The organism is Dehalogenimonas sp. NIT-SK1, from assembly GCF_055384165.1.
This window is the reverse complement of the sequence record NZ_AP042352.1, coordinates 941145-959793: the sequence shown is the minus strand read 5'-3', so window position 1 is coordinate 959793 and position 18649 is coordinate 941145. Positions and strand designations below refer to the sequence as shown.

Sequence of the window (18649 nt, the reverse complement as noted above, 5' to 3'; positions counted from 1 at the left end):
TGGCTTCGTCTTCCTCCGCTCATATTTCTTTCCTCCTGGTGGAAGGCCATCTGGTCCTCCAAAAAAACTATTGACTTATCGTTTTAATGTGATATAATACGATATTAAGATAAGATAAAAGAATCGTATTAAATATCTATGCTTAATTATCTAATTTATGGATATCCACTGCAAGACCCTTTAAGTAGATATCACGAATAGGCAAATATGTATAAGCGGATATAGGAGAAACAAATGGCAAAAAATCCACCACTCGGAGACAAAGAAAAAACTCTAATTGCAAATGTATGGAAGGAGCACCGCGATTGGAATGCCAAACAAATCCAGCGGGAGGTTGTTAAGCGGTTAAAATCCCCGGTCCCCAACTATCCGGGGTTAAGTGCCGTTCAAAAACTTTTACCATCTATACGCCATAAATACGAAAATGAGCCGCTAGACCCAAGAGATAAACCCTGGACTGTTTACTCATTATCACACTACGAGATTGAGTCGGGAGCTCTAAATAGTGTCATGGGTGCCTGGTTTATGCTCAGACAGGAAGGGCATACTTTAACGGTCAGACAGGCGAAATGGGTGGCAAGGTTTTCAAACCTTAAGAAGGGAAAACACTTGAACTTAGATGCAATAACGAAGAGGGCCATAAAATATGCTAACGAAGAGCAGGCCATGCAACTAGCCGGAGTTGAGTTTAACAATATAACGGACTTTGAATGGTTATGGAGGGATGATTACGAACTTCTTATGACTTATAGAGGATTCCCTCATGACCCTAATAATCCCGGTCCTAATGCTACTGGTGTCGTCCCTAAGGACCGCCTATCCGAACCTAGATTTAATCTTAAACCTGATTGGGAGTGCTTTGATAAAAACATTCACAGAAATTTGTCACCGGAAGATCAGGCTCTCGAGGAGAGGGAAAAGCAATTAGACAAAGATGATAGTATTAACAATCAAATGAAAGGGGGTGAGAAAGAGCAATAAGCGGTAATTCAATAAAGAAAGGGGGTGATACAGATGAGAGGTTCCATAAGGGCCCGGGGGAAAGATAGCTGGCAAATCCAAGTCTATACCGGCACAGAATCAGACGGCAGCCGGAAACGTCACTTTGAGACCATCAGAGGCCGAAAGGGCGACGCACAGCGCAGACTGACTGAGTTGCTTTCCAGCCTGGATAAAGGCGGCTATACGCCACCCAGTAAGGTCACAGTGGCAGACCACCTTCAACGATGGCTTGACGGATACGTCAAAACCAATTGCAGCCATCGGACGCACGAAACCATAAACGGTATATGCCACGGCCATCTCATACCAGCACTGGGAAGGGTTCAGCTGAAGGCCTTAACTCCACAGGCAATTCAAGAATACTACGGCAAAGCCTGCGCTAATTTGTCCGGCCGTTCGGTTCACTACCACCACCGGTTACTCAAACAGTCTTTCAAGTATGCAGTAAGGCAAGGCTATCTTGGCCGGAATCCTTGCGAAATGGTGGACCCGCCCAAGCCGATAAAGAAACCAATGCGGACACTGACACCGGGTGAACTGGAAGTGCTGCTGGAATATGCCCAGGGTAATCAGTTCTACCCTATCATCTACACGGCGGTTTCAACCGGGCTGCGGCAAGCGGAACTCTTAGGGCTGCGCTGGCGGGATATTGACCTTGATTATCTTTGCCTATCAGTCAACCGGGCTTTATACAAGCGCCGGGGAGTCTGTCAGTTCATTGAACCCAAGACGCAGCACAGCCGAAGGCGGGTTTCTATGACTCCAAAGCTGGCTTGCTTTCTGAGAGAGTATCAGCTGGAAAGAAAGCTCTTGTATGAAGGTCTTGGAAAGGACTTAAGTCTTGATGAGCTGGTGTTTGCCAGCACAGAAGGCAAGCCGGTTGACCCTAGCGTCTTGAGCCATAACTTCAACAGGTTAGTAAAAAAGGCCGGGCTGTATAACGTCAGATTTCACGATCTGCGGCATACATTCGCCAGCCTTATGCTGCTGAAAGGCGCAAAGCCCAAAGTAATAAGTGAAGCCCTGGGACATAGCTCAGTAGCCTTTACAATGGATACTTACTCTCATATAATCGAGGGTATGCAAGCTGATGCTATGGCTTTACTTGACGAGGTAATCCCTATCGGGCAAAATGGTCTGGCAGAAAAAATTAACGTCAAATTAACGGCAAGAGTGTAGTTTTAACAACAAAATAGCGGGTTTTTAGCTTCATGTCCCAGTAGCTCAGTGGATAGAGCGGCTGCCTTCTAAGCAGCGGGTCGCGGGTTCGAATCCCTCCTGGGACGTTTAACTACGTTTTTTGAAAATAAAAAACAACACGATAACAATAACTACAATTATTATTAGTTCTGTCGGACCTAGTCTCATTTCACTTTCCTCGCTGTATATCTTTGGGTTGTGTTCATTATATAACAAAAAACCCTGAACGTTTGTATTCAGGGTTTTTTTAACTCATTTACTAAATTTCACTTAGAAGAGCTTTTAACCAATTCGGAAAAAGTATCAGGTTGTGTGATAGCTATATCAGCCAAGACTTTTCGGTTAAGTGTAATGCCAGATCTGGTTAAGCCGGCCATGAACTGGCTGTAAGTCATTCCATTTATGCGGGCAGCTGCGTTAATTCTGGCAATCCACAAACGCCTAAAATCACCTTTTCGGTCACGGCGGTGGGCATGAGCATAAGCTAAAGCATGGGTCATACTCTCTTTAGCTCTTCTAAAATTGTGATTTCTTTGGCCGCGATGCCCTTTAGTTAATTCAAGTACAGATTTATGCCTTTTTTTGGTGGCGACCCCACCTTTTATACGTGCCATTTTTTTACTTCCTTTTTCTAATCTACGCCGTAAGGTACCAAGCGACTGAGTCGTTTTATGTCCACTTTCGACACGGGAATCATTTCATCGAACAAAGACTTGGTGCGAGATGATTTTTTGCGACGCAGGTGGCTCTTTGGGCCTTTAACCCGCATCATTTTGCCATTACCTGTAAATTTGAACCGGTTTTTAGCTCCCTTATGAGTTTTTATCTTCGGCATTATCAGATTGACCTTCCTTTGCTTTTGCTTTAGTGGCCGGTTTCGGTACCAGCATTAAATGTATTCTTGAACCGAGTAGCGTTGGTTGTCCTTCAACATTAGCAATATCAGATAATTCTTCGGCTGCTCGTTTTAAAATCTTAATCCCTAGTTCTGAGTGGGTTATCTCCCGACCCCTAAACATTATTGTCACTTTGACTTTATCTCCGCCCTCTAGTTGTTTACGAATACTGCGGACTTTAGCATCATAATCGTGTGTTCCAATCTTAGGGCGTAGCCTGACCTCTTTTAATAAGGATAATTTTTGACCTTTCTTTGCTTCCCGTTCTTTTTTGGTCTGCTCGTAACGGTATTTACCGTAATCCATAAGACGGCATACCGGCGGTGCGGAAGTGGGCGCGACTTCAACTAAATCCAAGTTGCTTCGGCGAGCAACTTCTTTTGCCTGTGCTACGGTCATAACACCCAATTGCTCACCTTTTTCTCCAACCACCCTGACCTCACGGCCCAAAATTTTGTCATTAATTCGGAGTTCTTTAACTATGTGTGAGATACCTCCAAGAATATTATTACTATATTATTCAAGTTCCAAATATAACATAATTACTATATTAAATTCAAACTCAGACGATTAAATCATTTCGCTTTTGATCGATTACATCTTTAATAATAATTTTTAGATCTTGGGGGTTAACTCCTGATTTCTGTTGACCAGTACGCAACCTTACTGAGACAGTATCATCTGCCACCTCTTTGTCCCCTACAATGAGTATATATGGTATCTTTTCGAGTTGTGCTTGCCGTATTTTTTGATTTATTGTTTCTGACCGTTCGTCAAGCATCACACGAATTCCGGAAAATTTAAAGTCGTCTGCAATTCTTTGTGAATACTCCAAATGTCGGTCAGCAATTGGTAATACTGCTAGTTGAATGGGGTGAAGCCATACAGGGAATGCCCCTGCATAGTGTTCAATTAGAAGGCCGAAAAACCGCTCCCAAGAACCAAGTAAAGCTCGATGTACCATGAAAGGACGATGCTCTTGTCCATCCTTACCGACATAAGTCATATCAAATAATTCTGGCAGGTTAAAATCAAACTGTATCGTAGTCATCTGCCATTCTCGTCCCAGTGCATCGCATACTTTAATATCAATTTTAGGTCCGTAGAAGGCACCGCCACCATTATCAATGGTGTATTCTAACTGTTGTGCATCCATCACTTTGCGTAAAGCGTCGGAAGCTCGCTGCCACTGCTCGTCGGTACCAATGGCTTTTTCCGGACGAGTAGCCAAAAAAAGTTTCAAGTTTTTAAAGCCAAATGTATGCCATATATTAAAGGAGAACTGAAGGACATCTTTAATTTCTTTCTCTACTTGGTCAGGTGCGCATATTATATGAGCATCATCTTGAGTAAACCCTCGGACCCGGAGCAGTCCATGTAATACTCCACTCCGTTCATATCGATAAACGGTCCCCAGTTCAGCCCAGCGCAATGGTAAATCTCTGTATGAATGATTTTGAGAATTATAAAACATGATATGAAATGGACAATTCATCGGCTTAACATAGTAGTCCTGCCCGTCAATATCCATGGATGAATACATGATGTCTTTATAATTTTGCAGGTGTCCGGATGTCTGCCATAAAGTCGAACGGCCAATATGAGGCGTGTATAGAATTTCGTAGCCATTTTCATAGTGCATGCGCCTCCAAAATTCCTCTACAGTTGTGCGGATACGTCCGGCCTTCGGCCCATAGATTACCAAGCCCCCACCGACTTCCTCAGGCGTAATAAACAGATTTAGCTGTTTATTAATGCGTCGATGGTCTCTGTTTTCAGCTTCAGAAAGCTTTTCCAAATATTTATCAAGGTCTACACGTTTTAAGAAAGCTGTCCCATAAATACGTTGCAACATTGGATTATTTTTATTGCCGCGCCAGTAAGCTCCGGCAATTGACAATAATTTAAAAGCCTTAATGCGGGCAGTGTGGGAAACATGAGGGCCGCTACACAAGTCAACAAACTCCCCATTTTTATAAATTGTGATATTTTCGTTTTCGGGAATTTCATGTAAAAGTTCGAGTTTATATGGTTGATTGGCAAAAAGCTCAATAGCTGTCTTTCGGTTTATTGTTTCTTTAATAAATGGTTGGTTTTTTCTTACTAGTTCGGACATTTTAGCTTCTATAGCATTAAGGTCATCTGGTGTTAATGTGCGGGATAAGTCAAAATCATAATAAAACCCATTATCAATAGAAGGCCCCATGCCGAGTTTCACATCCGGAAACAACTCAGTGACTGCCTGAGCCAATACATGAGCCGTAGAATGACGTAAAGCATCAAGCTTTTGAATATCCGCGGGTAGATCATCTTTGATATCATTAATCATGCGTAAATATTACCTTTTGGAATAATGGAGCCTCTCACTATACCATTGAGAGGCTCCACGATAGGTTAATTATAACCCTTCTATTTGAAAGGCTGCAATATCGCCTATATTAAGGCTCCAAGTGCTGCTGCAATCATGACCGCTGCCATCACGATACCAAGATTAATGACCACAAGTAAGGTGATCCATTGACCAGAAGTGAGTCTCTTGACCACGGCCTTGAATAAAGCTTCCTCAGCTTTGCTTAGAGCTTCTTTAGCAGCCAAAGTGGCGGCTTCAGCAACTTCTTGTGCTCTTTTGGCTGCTTGGTCAGCATGAGCTTGGGCTGCTTTTGAAACATCCGCGGCGGCAAGCCGAGCTGATTCCCCTGCACTCTCTGCTCGCTTGATCATGTCTTGCAACACTCCCAAAGCCGCATGAATGGCATCATCCCCAGATTTATCAGCCAATTTTGCTGATTTAATGGTCTCTTCAGCAGTTTGCTGGCCATCAACAGCTGAAGATGAAGCCGCTTTTCCGGCCTCATAGACTTTAGTAGATATGTCCTCCGGGACTTTATTCGCAGCTTCGATGGCATCGGCACCGATTCTTTCGGCTGTTTCAACTTTTCGTGAGAGTTCTTCAGCCAGGTGATATGCTTGGTTGGCAGCAAGTTTTGCTCGTCTTCCAGATTCATCAGCTTGCCTTGCTGTTTCACTGTTCGAATTATTCTGAGCGTTTTCGGCAGCTGTCGCAGCCTTTGAGGCCGCATCGGCAGCTGTTTTTGAAGATTCCTTTGCCTTTTCAATGGCATCTGATAGAGCTTCGCTCGCAGCTATTGCCATTTCCTGCAATTTTAGGGCATTTTCCTCCGCGGTTTTAGCAAGTGACATTGAAGCTTCGCGCGCGGCGATTGCTACCTCTTCAGCTTTAGCTGAAGCTTCCTCGGCAGCGTATTTAGCGGATCTGGCGACTTCTTCGGCTCGATGGGCAGCCTCTTCGGCTCGCGCGGAAGCTTCGTCAGCAATTTTACTGGCTTCCTCTGCTTTATGGGAAGCCTCCGTGGATGTGGTATCTGCCACTTCAGCTTTATGAGCGGCTTCCTCAGCGGCTTTTTTCGCTTCAGCTGCTGCGTGGGCAGCTGCTCTTGTTGCAGAATCCGCCGCGTCTTCGCCAGCTTTACGGGCTTCCTCGGCTCTTTGTTCAGCTACTAAAGAAGCCTTTGTGGCTGCATCTGCTGACGTACCAGCGCTTTTCGCGGCCTCATCGGCTTTTTTTGCGGCTTCAGCAGCAGCCCTGATATTGGCGTCCATTTCATCCAATATCTGAGGTAATGGCTTGACCAAAATATTAGGTTCGGTATCCATAGGTACCTCCTTGTTTTGTATATACAAGCGGAATTTTTCCCGCTCATAAACGCTGAATACCGACCCATTAACCAAAATGACGGTTAATCTTGTTCCAAAAACACAAAAGGTTTCAGTTACTTATAACGATAGTACCATAAACTCCTACTAGTTTAGTCGAGGGGTGATGTCACGTCAATGGTTATTTTGAAAAATTAGGGTTATCCTCGCCGCAAAGTGCCTTTATGTTATCTTGTAGTATTATTTGTTTAAGATTTCACCTTTTATACTGATAGTACTTTCATATATGGGAATCATGATTGCAGCTGCGTCTGCGGCTTTTTCAACTAGCTTGGTGAGTCCTCCACAACAAGGCACTTCCATGCGTAGCACGGTTATACTTGATGGACGGGTTTGTTCAAACATTGTTGTTAATTTCCCAAGATAACATTGGTAATCATCAAGTTTTGGACATGCTATTAAAACAATCTTGTTAGAAATAAAGTCCCGGTGGAAATTCGGATATGTGAAAGGAACACAATCTGCAGACAGCACAATATCAGCATTTTTTAAGAATGGAGCATTTTCTGACACCAACATTAATTGCACCGGCCAGTTCCTTAAATTCGAATTCACATCGGCTTTATCATAATCGGTATTAGAATTTTTTTGGTCATCCAGAACCTCAGGATTTGTGAATGGACATGAATTGATATTTTCTGTTGTCTTGACAACTTTCTTTAAAACTTGTGCTTCGTCAAATTCCGGAGCTTCCCTTTGTTCAATATTTATTGCTCCCCTTGGGCAATTTCCCAGGCAAGCCCCTATGCCGTCACAAAGAACTTCACTCACTAAACAAGCCTTACCGTTAATAATTTGTATGGCATTCTCGGCGCATGCGGGTACGCATTGACCACATCCATCACATTTTTCTTGGTCGAAACGAACAATATTACGTATTGGCATTATAATAGATACTCCTATTCCTTTATATCGGTTTTTTGACTTCTGATTCCCAAGCATTGTCTGGCAGATGCGCACCATTCCACGCATGAAGGTTGATGAGCTCTTTTTATAATTTCTCCACATCGTTGGCATCGAACTCTCGATTCATCCGAGAATATTTCAACCTCCCCATGGCATTTTGGACAAAGATACAATTCCACTTTTAGTTGGCGGAAATTGCGTCCGGGACATCTATACTCCATACATATAACCTCACTAATAATGTGGAGATACTTTATCTGAAAAGTTCTAATAAGAATATGATATGAATCAATAAATAATTATTAAAATCTACATTTGAGGGGGGCCATCTGCCAACAATGTTAGTTTTTGTCTATCTTTAATTATAACCAATCCACGGTGTGACGTTATAATTTTACGTTCCTTGAGGCGGCTGAGAAATCTGACGGTAGTTTCCATCGTTGTACCTGACATAGCAGCCAAGTCTTGACGAGTAAATGGTAATTCATCTCCAATTTTACTTGATAAGCGCTCTAGTGTCCTGGCAAGCCTTTGTTCAACCCTCTCTCCGGAAAGATCGTGCAGCCGACTCTGTGCTTCTCTAAGTCGTGTGCTTAATATTCCAATCATGGCCAGTGCTATTCTTGGGTGGCGTTTTAGAAATTCAACAAAAAACTGTCGGTTAATTGATAATACTTCAGTTTCTTCAACTGCCTGGCATGAAGCGGGGTAAGGTTTGTTTTCCAAAACGGCCACTTCCCCGAAGATATCGCAAGGCCCGAAGAAAGCCACAACCGTTTCTCTGCCGAGTGAACCGTGTTTGATAATTTTAGCCCGGCCTTTTAGTAGAATATAAAAATGTTCTGGAGAGCCCCCTTCCCAGAATAAATATTCTCCGTTCTGATATTTATGTGTATGGCTCTTACTCACAATCTCTTCAAGTTCTTCTGCGTACGATGACCTGAACAGATAGGTTTGTTTTAACAAATCACTTATATGTGTTGTTGACATTCAACGTTTCTCCAAGTTTATTCTGTAATAGCAGGGATAAATTCCGCGGTAAAATTTGATAGTATGCATCAAGATGAAATCGTAGTAATTTGACTTTAGTACTCAAGTCCAGTTTAGAATAATGTACGCCATCAAGGATCGCGGATGTTTCTTTTTCGTTAAAAACAACCTGGATTACGGCATCTTTGATTACCGAACGGTTCATAGGGCAAACCAATTGGCAAATCTGGCAACCGATGATTGAGTTGTGCCATTGGCTTTTTATCCAGTCGGGAAAGTCGTAAGGTTCCTTGCTCAATAAGGATAAGCAACGTAACACTTCGAATTTTTCAGGCGTGATGCAGCCCGTAGGACAATTCCCAATGCATTTCGAGCAATTAAGACATGCTTTGCTTAACTTATGATTCTCCCAAGTATCTTGATTTGGCAGAATATCTGAAAAAAATGATGTAAGTTGAAAAAAACTGCCCATACCCGATATGTATCCCATATTATTCAATCCATTTTCCAATAAGCCACAATGGCTTGCCAGCATCTTTGTTGGCAATTTAGCCTCTACTACCGAGCAATTTGGGGATATATTACAATTTTCAATGATATCAATGATTTTCCTGGAATTTTCAAGGCTGTTTAATACGGTTGGTGCATCAAATATATAGTCTTTATTTTGATACATAAATTTCATTTTAACTGGTAGAAGAGGCACCGCTACAATGATAATTGATTCAGGGTTGGGCAATTGAGATGGAGCAGAAAATTGAAAGAGATGCTGTCGCAAATGTGAGGAATCATTCCAAGCGGCTTGTGAGGTATAAGTGGTATATTCAGCCTCTAATTTATCCAACTTGTCTATTGAGGTAATACATGCTCTATAGCCTAAGGTTCTCAGTTCCTTAGTTACGCAAGCAGCTGAACTAGGCATCTATATTATTTTTCCCTATTTTTTTATTCATGGATTGGTGAAAGGTGGATGTTTCAATTTGCCTTGGTGAATGAATACTATCTATTGGATTATTTAACTCTAGTGATGGTGGGGAAGCGGGGACTCGAACCCCGACGCCTTGCGGCACATGATCCTAAGTCATGCCCGTCTACCAATTCCGGCACTCCCCCACGATAATGCTTATTTTAACACAAGGTCTGAAAGCAGTCATCGGTTGACAAATATAACCAGCCTCTACATACTCAATATATGGTTTTGCTTTTTGGCAATAAAAATTATGGGGAACACTTGGGTTATATTGTAACCCAATGCCGGAATTGTAAGAGCGACAGGATATTTAATGTCACCCAGCGCCGGCAGAAGTTAACAGTTTATTTCATACCAACAGTGCAATATAGAGTAAAGCAATATATGACATGTCGAGATTGCGGAGAAAGTTTTGAGATTGCTGATGAACTTAAACAAGAAATCGCAAAACGATTAATGACAGAAAAACAGCTAAAGAATGTGATACGTGATATAGCAGGTAATCAGAACGGTTTAATGTTATTGTGTCAATCATGTTCCCAGCCGATTACTCGAGGAATGCGGTTTTGTCCTAATTGTGGTAAATCAATATAGAATGCTTAACTAAATGTATAGCCATATTTATAAGAATGTTTCAAGTATTTTAGCCGAAATACCTGCTGAGGTGAGCGTAATTGCCGCGGTTAAAAATCGTAAACCCGAAGAAATTGTCGCTGCGATTGATGCCGGGATTACCACAATAGGCCATAACTATGTTCAAGAAGCTTTATCCACCAAGACCAAAATTGGCGACGTTGGTCAATGTCATCTTATCGGACATTTGCAATCAAATAAAGTTAAGAAGGCAGTTGAAATATTTCACTTAATAGAAACGGTAGACTCCTTAAGTTTAGCAACTGCTTTAAACTATCAAGCCAAATTGCAAGAGAAGATCATGCCAATATTGATAGAGGTAAATATAGGACGGGAACCACAGAAAAACGGCGTGATGCCTGAAGAGCTAGCTAGTTTTGTCGAATCACTGAAAGACTTAAGCAACGTAAATTTACAAGGGTTGATGACTATGGGCCCCCGATTGATAAGTTCAAGTCTGCGGCCTTATTTTACGGAAGCCAAAAGGCTTTTTGACGGTCTAAAGAAACTTGAATCTATTAACGCTGATATATGTTATCTATCAATGGGTATGAGTGATTCATACAATATAGCAATTGAGGAAGGAGCTAATATGATCCGACTGGGGAAAGCTATATTTGATAGAAAAGTTAATTAGCCTTTTCTAACTTGGTGACAATATCATTTAGGTCTTTAAATGGAGTATGCGGAAGACCATTATTTTTATAGTAGTCCAGCAAGGACTCGGTAGCGAAAGTATGTTTAGCTAGTTTTGAAGCGGGTATATCAGAAGGGCCATTACCAGCATAATATACCTCGTAACCCTGCTCAATAAATTGCCTGGTGTAAGATTCTTTAAATTGAGATAATATCTCTTCGCCGTGATGATTGTAATATCGCGCGTCAATACCATGGGAAGTGAATAGCGTGCGAGCAGCAATAATATTGATATCGCCAAACCCATTATGATCTAACAAGCTTTTGATATAAAAATCCAAACCGTTGGAAACTATTGTTAACTTTATGTTATGTAATTGGCAGTGCTTTACCAATTCCTCAAACCCGGGGCGAAGAACCCCTTTTTTTTGAACGAGAGTGTCTAAAGTTTCCCGATCCTTCTTTACTAAGGAGAAGGCACGATTATTGAAATCACCTACAGAAATTATGCCGTTCTGGTATTCCTTTAATATTGATTGCCAGTCACCTTCAGCATATCTCTCGAGTATCAAGAAACTTATATCAACTTCGGTTATAGTTCCATCAAAATCACATTGTAATAAATACTCTTTACCCAATTAAATTGAATCCTTTTCTGATGCAATCTATGCGAAATCTATGCCGTGTTGGTTTCGTTTGGGAGTTGTTTATGAAGCTTTTCAGGAGATTCTATACGGTCAATAAACAATACGCCATTCAGATGATCAATTTCATGTTCTAATGCTTGTCCGAGGAGATCCTTGCCTTTAATCCTAATTGGACGACCACTCAGGTCGATTCCCTTAACAATAACACTGATTGACCGCTTAACTTCACCGTATAGCGAAGGTACACTCAAGCATCCTTCTTCAACTTCGTGTTGACCGATACGTTTGACTACCTCAGGATTTATTATAGCAAATGGAGCTTCTTCCGGCATACCTAATACAATACAACGCAAAGGCACACCAATTTGGGGTGCAGCCAGGCCACATCCGTTATGATATTTCATGGTTTCAATCATATCGGCAATGAGGGATTGTACACCCTTATCGATCAAAGTTACCCGCTTGGCTTTTTGGCGCAATGCTGGATCTGGATGAGTACGAATAGTTCTTAATGACATACCTAAACTGTCCGGATAATTTTATGTTAATATTATAACTTAAGCTTTATATAACAACAAACAGTTTGCGATTAAAAATTTTCTATGCTAACATCTGTAAGCCTAATGCGGGGTGTAGCGCAGCCTGGTAGCGCACCTGAATGGGGTTCAGGTGGTCGACGGTTCAAATCCGTCCACCCCGACCAGCTTATATAGAAATGTTTATCGTTGTTGCTGGTTCACAATAATCTTTAAAAGGGCTCCTCTGCTCCCTTGTAACCTTCATCTAAAAAGTCTGCCCTTTCCGTTTTAAGGTCTTCACCAATTGCCGCGTGAGTTTCAGCTTCAGGAATAGTTTTAGGAAGAAAACTCTTTACTATCCCCATTGCCCTGTTGGTTTTACTGATAGACTTGCTACCATCAATTTCGATTCCGGTTAAAGCTCGGATCGCGTCGATATTTTCGGGAATTGTTATAGCTTCATTATGTACTTGAAAAACAAGATAAAGCTCCCTTTCGTCAGCGGCTAGAGCGTCTTCCCATATTCCAACCTCCCACATATCGTTTCTTGGTCGATTCATATCTCGCATGAGTTCTATAACTGAATTCATAGCAACTAAGCCATCACCATATCTAACGAAAGCAAGGCGTGGCTCCTCCCACAACGCGTGCCGAAGTTCTTTCAAGGATACTTGCCTGTTGGTTTCGACCATTGCGTAATGCATGTGGCTTAAATTGAAGGGGCCAGCCCCGGCCATAGTAGTTATATCTAACCCCTTAATAACCGTTCGGGCATCAGGCCCCTGATGACTGGGAACTTTTGTCTCAGGGATTATAGTATTGATTATGCCATCACGATGACTTTCCCACGGATCTGTACCACGACGTAATAAAACAACTCTGGCACGTTTAACCCAGTTACGACGGTTGAAAGCATTCATTATTCGACAAAGAGCAGTAGTATTGCACGATACTACCCTTGCAAATTGCTTATTTATGGCTTCAGAATAATTAACTTGCGCAACGAAGGACAAACCTGTCAGTTCATGGCGTTCCGCACCTTGAAAAATCGCTTTAACGCCGGCCTTCTCATATACTTCTATCAACTGTGAACCCATGCCTTTAGGCGTACAGTCAACGATGACATCCACTTTTTTTAACAGATCTTCTAAATTACCCTCAGCCGGAATATTGGCTTCACGAAACATGGCAAGTTTATTCGGAACGGCAGCAAAGATGGGGTAACCTTTTTCAGCAGCTACTCGGATACGATAATCAGCATTGACTGCAGTTACTCCTACAATTTCCATATCATCTTGGAGAGATACTGCATCAGCCACTCGTTTCCCAATAACTCCATAACCATTAACGCCGACTCTAATTTTACTCATAGTATCCCCACAATAAAACATTTTAATGACAATCTCTATTGGCCAAAGTAGGACTAGGACTTTTTTGAAAACCAAGCATGGTTAACTTATCATAAAAATATAGTAAGTAACAACATGAAAAACGGTTATTTGAATGGTTTTCCATTTGATGTCCACTGTTTACTCCTTATTTGTCGGTACTAGTACCAAGTGCTACAATAATTGTTGATAAGAAATTACTAAGAGCAGTTCAACTGACTACTAGTAAAGAGAAAGGTTCCACAAAAATATGCTTAAGTGTCGTTCCGAGGTAACCTTCATCGGTCGTGGCTAATTGTTCGATAGACACCTTTGATACCTTTAACCGGCGCATTAACTATTTGCGCATTTCCGTTACTGATAAATGCAATTTGAATTGCCTGTATTGCTCTTATAACGAAAACTTGTGTCTTAATCATGACGAAATCTTATCTTATGAAGAAATAGCGAAGATCGCCTATTCAGCTGCTCAGCTAGGTGTGAGACATATACGACTGACCGGAGGCGAACCACTTATGCGTCCCCAATTGGCTAATTTGGTCGGTTTATTAACGGTCATACCGGGAATTGACGATATATCATTAACTACCAACGCCATTTTACTTAAAGACCAAGCAAATGACCTGAAGCAGGCAGGTTTGAAACGCATCAATATTAGTTTAGATACTCTTATATCCGAAAGATTTACTCGTATCACTGGAGGTGAAAAGCTCGCTATTGTATTAGAGGGGATTGATGAGGCCCACAAAATAGGGTTTTCTCCGGTAAAAATTAACGTGGTTGTTATGCCTGGGATTAATGATGATGAAATCAGGGCTTTTGCCTTAAAAGCAAAAAATGAGGGATGGCATATACGATTTATTGAATATATGCCTTTTAAACGAGCTTCCGGAGATGAGGTGATTACAGTGGCCGAAATAAAAGAAAATATTGAATTTGATGTAGGTAAGCTCTGGCCTTGCTGCGTTAACGGTTCAGGACCGGCTAATTATTTCAGTTTCGGTTCCGGCCCCGGCACGGTCGGTTTTATCCGACCAGTTAGTCATCGTTTTTGTGGGCAATGCAACAGATTAAGACTAACAGCAGATGGCAAATTACGACCTTGTTTGCTTGATAATCAAGAAATGGATATCAAAGCAGTACTGCGAAATAATGGCAATATTGAAGAAATCAAACAGATATTTCATCAGGCGATTATGGCCAAACCCGAACACCATAATTTGGAAAAGGAGCCGATAAGCGGTCGGCAAATGCGTCAGATCGGAGGATGAGCTTATGAATTTATCGCATGTGGATGACCAGGGGCAATCAAGGATGGTGGATGTAACGAACAAACAAAATACGCACCGTAGAGCTGTTGCCGCGGCGCGGGTTAATATGAAAGCTGATACGATTAAACTGGTAAAAAATAACGAGGTTGCCAAAGGCGATGTTTTGGCAACAGCCCGTATTGCCGGGATCATGGCTGCGAAAAAAGCTCCTGAATTGATACCATTATGTCATCCACTACACTTAAGTGGAATAAGTGTTGATTTCGAATTTATTGGTACGTATGAAATAAAGATTTCAGCCGCAGTTAAGTGCAATGGCCAAACGGGAGTGGAGATGGAAGCTTTGACCGCAGTTTCAGTAGCCGCATTAACGATTTACGATATGTGTAAGGCAGTGGATAAAGGAATGGTCATTAAGGATATATTTCTTGAATCAAAAGAAGGTGGAAAAAACGGTCAATACCGGAGGCAGGTCAATGGCTAAAATAATCGCGGTTTGCCTTAGTGCAAAAAAAGGCACCAAAAAAAAGGATATCGGTTTCGGTATATTAAAAACTAATCGCGGACTGCAGGGCGATGCTCATGCAAAAAAGGATTGGCATCGACAGGTAAGTTTGTTGGACAACTCCAGTATTGAAAAAATGCGTGGCAAAGGTTTAACACTCTGCCCCGGTGATTTCGCAGAAAATTTAACCACCGAAGGCATTGAACTTATGAGTTTGCCGATAGGGACAAAATTGAAAACAAAACGTGGCGTAGAGCTTGAGATTACCCAAATTGGAAAGGAATGTCATCAGCATTGCCAGATATACCAACAGGTGGGTATGTGTGTTATGCCCTTGGAAGGTGTTTTTGCTCGTGTTTTAAAAGGTGGCGACGTTGCTAGCGGTGATGAACTGGAAATTGTTTAGCAGCCGCAGCAACCAAAAGAGATGATAAAAAAACTATCAGTTAAACAGAAATACCCTAACCTTTTCGTTTTTTTCAATGATATCTATATTCTGAGCAATATCCATAAATCCGTCAGCGTCAGCTGTGGCGGTAATAGCTCCGGATTCCTTGAATAATGGGGTAGCTTGTCCATTATTAAGTTTTACTGGCAAAAACTGCCTCCGACCTATACTACCGGGCACACTTTGAGAAAGCACTGCTTCTATGGACTGCCTGTTGTTGAATATTAAACGAGCCATTTTTTTTACGGCTGGTGTTAATAAAAGATAGGAATTGATGAGGCAAGAGGTCGGATGACCTGGAAGCCCTAATACTGGCTTGCCACTAACTACTGCGAATAAAGTTGGTTTACCTGGTTTAATCTGAATGCCATGGAATAACACCTGTCCCATATCTTCCAATATCTCAACCATAAGATCCCGTTCGCCAACCGAGGAGCCACCTGAAATAACTATCATATCATTACTGAGTGACTGTTCAATAGCCATTCGAAGCTTTTCAGGCTTATCCTCGGCTATTGGCATTTTCAGTGGAATTCCTCCACTTTGCTTTACAACGCTGGCAATAGTATGGGAATTAATATCGTAAATTTGTCCTGGATTTAATGTATGACCTACGGTAGCAATTTCTTGCCCCGTGGGCACCACCGCTACGTTGGGTTTAAGATATACACGAATATACTCAAATCCTTGTGAAGCCAATACCCCAATTTTCCCGGCATCAAGATGTGTCCCGGACCGGAGTATATTTTCGCCTTTTTCTATATCCTCTCCGATTCGACTGATATTCGCTCCAGGATAAACTGCCTTAAAGATAGCTACCTTTTTATCCAGTTCTTCTGTTTCTTCAACCATAACCACAGCATCTGCACCTAACGGAAGGCGCGCACCGGTGGCAATTTGAATAGCCTGGCCTTTTTTTATGGTCAGATTTGAAGCGTCACCAGCATATATTTGTCCGACCAGAGATAAATTTTTAGCATAGCGGCGCCCGGCACCAAAAGTATCCTCAGCAATAACGGCATAACCATCCATAGCAGCACGCTTAAACGGGGGTACGGACAAAACTGCTTTCACATCTTCAGCAAGCACCCGGCCAAATGCTTCATCGACCGAAACCATTTCGGTCATGTATATCCCAATAGTATTTTCTAATACTATTGATAAAGCTGCATCAAAATCCAATAACTGGCCGAATGGCTTCATTATCTTGCAGCCTCACGAACCATATGACCGATTTCAGGTAGAATTATTCTATCAGCGGCTAATTTAACAGCATTGAGAGATCCTGGTAAGCACAGTATGATTTTGCCTTTTAACGTACCTCCGACAGCACGACTCATAATGGATGGAGTGCCAATTTCCTCCCAAGTCAATAAACGGAATAATTCTCCGAACCCCGGTATCAGTTTGTCCATCATTGGTGTAATTGTTTCAACCGTGATATCCCGATGGGACAAACCGGTACCTCCGGTAAAAATTACAATTTGTAGATCATTGTCTAAATTTTGGAGGGTCTGAGTAACGGTAGCTTTTTCATTTTTTAAAAGACGGTAAAAACCCAATTTGTGGCCATGTTCTTGTAAACAGGTACACAAGTAGCGTCCGGATTCATCAGTATCTTCTGTCCTGGAATCTGAAACTGTAACAATGGCAAATTTTACAGAAGTAGGCGCTTGAGATTTATGATCTATATGCCCCATTATAAAGCCATTATAAAATGATAATAGCTAAAAAGCCAATCGTTATCATAATACTCAGAAGATCAACGAAAACACAAATGAAATAAAAAATTCTACCTAAAACCCGCAGTTGCTTGGTATTGTAACAATTTTTGTAGTTTGTCAGGATGACTGCTTTTGAGTAGCGCATCTTCTTTTGATATTAAGTTTTTCCGCATTAAATCAGCAAGAGATTGGTCGAGTGTCATCATTCCGTCTTTGCCTGAGAGCTGAATTACGTTTGTGAGTTCGTGGGTTTTTTGCTCTCTAATAAGGTTTCTCACAGCTGAGTTGGCTGTCATTACCTCGAAAGCCGGCACCCTTCCTTTAGAATTCAGTTTGGGTACCAAAGTCTGAACCAACACCGCTTCAAGTACTTGGCTAAATTGTAAACGTACTTGCTGTTGCTGGGACGGCGGAAAAATATCTATTACACGATCAACTGTTTGCGCTGCATCTGTGGTGTGTAATGTTCCCACCACAAGATGGCCGGTTTCAGCTGCAGAAATCGCTGTAGAAATTGTTTCTAAATCTCGCATTTCCCCGACAACAATAACATCCGGATCATGTCTTAAAGCGTGTTTCAAGGCAACAGCAAAGGCTTTTGTATCGTCGCCTAAATCACGCTGGGCAATCAAACATTTTTTGTTCGAATGTAAATATTCGATAGGATCTTCAATAGTAATTACGTTACGGGCAACATTTTGATTAAGATAATCAACCATAGCTGCCATAGTTGTTGACTTACCTGACCCGGTGGGCCCACACACTAAAATCATACCCCTTGGTTTCATTATGAGGTTCTTGCATATCAGAGGTACTCCTAATTTCTCCATAGACAATACTTGGAACGGAACTTGTCGGAAAGCCATAGACAAAGAGCCTCTTTGTCGCATAACACTAACTCGAAAACGGGCAAGACCCGCAATACCATAAGCGAAATCCAATTCTTTTTCACGTAAGAATGTTTCTTTTTGCTCGGGCTTAGCGATTTCATCAAGAATAAGCTCAAGATCAGCTGTTTTTATGCTGGGATACTGTTCCAAAATGACCAATTCACCATCAACCCGTATTACCGGGGAGCTAGGGACCCTAAGGTGTAGGTCTGATCCTCCCTGCTCTACCAGTATCCTGAGCCATTCATCAATCTGTGACATATTATCCCCTGAAATCTTAGGATTATTAT

General features: G+C 41.8%; 21 protein-coding genes and 3 tRNA genes. 9 read left to right on the top strand and 15 right to left on the bottom strand.

All coding sequences use genetic code 11. The features are described 5' to 3' along the window. Positions 1-234 precede the first annotated feature (234 nt). From ACZ48S_RS05015 to ACZ48S_RS05005, 3 genes are all read left to right on the top strand, one after another. The gene (locus ACZ48S_RS05015; RefSeq protein WP_464211533.1) at positions 235-981 is read left to right on the top strand and encodes a hypothetical protein; all 747 of its coding nucleotides are present in this window, start codon (positions 235-237) and stop codon (positions 979-981) included. Positions 982-1014: 33 nt separating this feature from the next. Then, positions 1015-2181: a tyrosine-type recombinase/integrase gene (locus ACZ48S_RS05010; RefSeq protein ID WP_464211531.1), complete on the top strand. Its 1167-nt coding sequence runs from the start codon at positions 1015-1017 to the stop codon at positions 2179-2181. Between the two features lie 34 nt (positions 2182-2215). Beyond that, a tRNA-Arg gene (locus ACZ48S_RS05005) sits at positions 2216-2288 on the top strand. A 180-nt stretch (positions 2289-2468) separates the two neighbouring features. Here the strand turns inward: ACZ48S_RS05005 and rplT are convergent. From rplT to ACZ48S_RS04960, 9 genes are all read right to left on the bottom strand, one after another. Then, on the bottom strand, positions 2469-2816 hold the full coding sequence (gene rplT, locus ACZ48S_RS05000; protein ID WP_464211529.1) for a 50S ribosomal protein L20: 348 nt from the start codon (positions 2814-2816) through the stop codon (positions 2469-2471). Between the two features lie 17 nt (positions 2817-2833). Further along, complete coding sequence (gene rpmI / locus ACZ48S_RS04995) at positions 2834-3037, bottom strand: 50S ribosomal protein L35 (RefSeq protein ID WP_464211527.1); 204 nt, start codon at positions 3035-3037, stop codon at positions 2834-2836. Beyond that, entirely contained in the window at positions 3015-3563 is a 549-nt protein-coding gene (gene infC, locus ACZ48S_RS04990; RefSeq protein WP_464214564.1) for a translation initiation factor IF-3, read from the bottom strand. Before infC ends, rpmI begins: the two co-directional genes overlap by 23 nt. 97 nt (positions 3564-3660) lie before the next feature. Then, positions 3661-5427 (bottom strand): threonine--tRNA ligase, encoded by a 1767-nt coding sequence (thrS, locus tag ACZ48S_RS04985; RefSeq protein WP_464211525.1) that lies wholly within the window; start codon positions 5425-5427, stop codon positions 3661-3663. Positions 5428-5531: 104 nt separating this feature from the next. Next, positions 5532-6773: a hypothetical protein gene (locus tag ACZ48S_RS04980; RefSeq protein WP_464211523.1), complete on the bottom strand. Its 1242-nt coding sequence runs from the start codon at positions 6771-6773 to the stop codon at positions 5532-5534. 240 nt (positions 6774-7013) lie between these two features. Continuing rightward, entirely contained in the window at positions 7014-7718 is a 705-nt protein-coding gene (locus tag ACZ48S_RS04975; RefSeq protein ID WP_464211521.1) for an ATP-binding protein, read from the bottom strand. A 330-nt stretch (positions 7719-8048) separates the two neighbouring features. Continuing rightward, the gene (locus ACZ48S_RS04970) at positions 8049-8729 is read right to left on the bottom strand and encodes a Crp/Fnr family transcriptional regulator (RefSeq protein WP_464211520.1); all 681 of its coding nucleotides are present in this window, start codon (positions 8727-8729) and stop codon (positions 8049-8051) included. Continuing rightward, the gene (locus tag ACZ48S_RS04965) at positions 8707-9651 is read right to left on the bottom strand and encodes a 4Fe-4S double cluster binding domain-containing protein (protein ID WP_464211518.1); all 945 of its coding nucleotides are present in this window, start codon (positions 9649-9651) and stop codon (positions 8707-8709) included. Before ACZ48S_RS04965 ends, ACZ48S_RS04970 begins: the two co-directional genes overlap by 23 nt. A 106-nt stretch (positions 9652-9757) precedes the next feature. Further along, a tRNA-Leu gene (locus ACZ48S_RS04960) sits at positions 9758-9842 on the bottom strand. 79 nt (positions 9843-9921) lie between these two features. Between ACZ48S_RS04960 and ACZ48S_RS04955 the strand changes: the two genes are divergently transcribed. Beyond that, positions 9922-10293 (top strand): zinc-ribbon domain-containing protein, encoded by a 372-nt coding sequence (locus ACZ48S_RS04955; RefSeq protein ID WP_464211516.1) that lies wholly within the window; start codon positions 9922-9924, stop codon positions 10291-10293. A gap of 13 nt (positions 10294-10306) precedes the next feature. Further along, positions 10307-10969 (top strand): YggS family pyridoxal phosphate-dependent enzyme, encoded by a 663-nt coding sequence (locus ACZ48S_RS04950; protein ID WP_464211514.1) that lies wholly within the window; start codon positions 10307-10309, stop codon positions 10967-10969. Here ACZ48S_RS04950 and ACZ48S_RS04945 read toward each other — a convergent pair. Together ACZ48S_RS04945 and def are read right to left on the bottom strand one after the other, a co-directional pair. Then, entirely contained in the window at positions 10962-11606 is a 645-nt protein-coding gene (locus ACZ48S_RS04945) for an HAD-IB family phosphatase (protein WP_464211512.1), read from the bottom strand. The genes ACZ48S_RS04950 and ACZ48S_RS04945 overlap by 8 nt on opposite strands. Positions 11607-11644: 38 nt before the next feature. Then, on the bottom strand, positions 11645-12133 hold the full coding sequence (def, locus tag ACZ48S_RS04940; RefSeq protein ID WP_464211510.1) for a peptide deformylase: 489 nt from the start codon (positions 12131-12133) through the stop codon (positions 11645-11647). Between the two features lie 108 nt (positions 12134-12241). Here def and ACZ48S_RS04935 point away from each other — a divergent pair. Beyond that, positions 12242-12318, top strand: a tRNA-Pro gene (locus ACZ48S_RS04935). A 45-nt stretch (positions 12319-12363) separates the two neighbouring features. Here the strand turns inward: ACZ48S_RS04935 and ACZ48S_RS04930 are convergent. Then, positions 12364-13503: a type II glyceraldehyde-3-phosphate dehydrogenase gene (locus ACZ48S_RS04930; RefSeq protein WP_464211508.1), complete on the bottom strand. Its 1140-nt coding sequence runs from the start codon at positions 13501-13503 to the stop codon at positions 12364-12366. A 305-nt stretch (positions 13504-13808) separates the two neighbouring features. On the opposite strand from ACZ48S_RS04930, the gene moaA reads away from it, so the two are divergent. The 3 genes from moaA to ACZ48S_RS04915 are packed head-to-tail and all read left to right on the top strand — an operon-like array spanning position 13809 to position 15703. Next, a complete protein-coding gene (gene moaA / locus ACZ48S_RS04925) occupies positions 13809-14792 on the top strand; it encodes a GTP 3',8-cyclase MoaA (protein ID WP_464211506.1) in 984 nt (327 codons plus the stop codon). A 4-nt stretch (positions 14793-14796) separates the two neighbouring features. Continuing rightward, on the top strand, positions 14797-15276 hold the full coding sequence (moaC, locus tag ACZ48S_RS04920; RefSeq protein WP_464211504.1) for a cyclic pyranopterin monophosphate synthase MoaC: 480 nt from the start codon (positions 14797-14799) through the stop codon (positions 15274-15276). Continuing rightward, positions 15269-15703, top strand: a complete 435-nt coding sequence (locus tag ACZ48S_RS04915) for an MOSC domain-containing protein (protein ID WP_464211503.1) — start codon at positions 15269-15271, stop codon at positions 15701-15703. The genes moaC and ACZ48S_RS04915 overlap by 8 nt, the downstream gene beginning before the upstream one ends. 36 nt (positions 15704-15739) lie before the next feature. Here ACZ48S_RS04915 and ACZ48S_RS04910 read toward each other — a convergent pair whose 3' ends face one another. From ACZ48S_RS04910 to ACZ48S_RS04900, 3 genes are all read right to left on the bottom strand, one after another. After that, on the bottom strand, positions 15740-16948 hold the full coding sequence (locus ACZ48S_RS04910; RefSeq protein ID WP_464211501.1) for a molybdopterin molybdotransferase MoeA: 1209 nt from the start codon (positions 16946-16948) through the stop codon (positions 15740-15742). After that, positions 16948-17445, bottom strand: a complete 498-nt coding sequence (locus ACZ48S_RS04905; protein ID WP_464211499.1) for a MogA/MoaB family molybdenum cofactor biosynthesis protein — start codon at positions 17443-17445, stop codon at positions 16948-16950. The genes ACZ48S_RS04910 and ACZ48S_RS04905 overlap by 1 nt, the downstream gene beginning before the upstream one ends. A 92-nt stretch (positions 17446-17537) precedes the next feature. After that, a complete protein-coding gene (locus tag ACZ48S_RS04900) occupies positions 17538-18620 on the bottom strand; it encodes a type IV pilus twitching motility protein PilT (protein WP_464211497.1) in 1083 nt (360 codons plus the stop codon). Between the last annotated feature and the right edge of the window lie 29 nt (positions 18621-18649).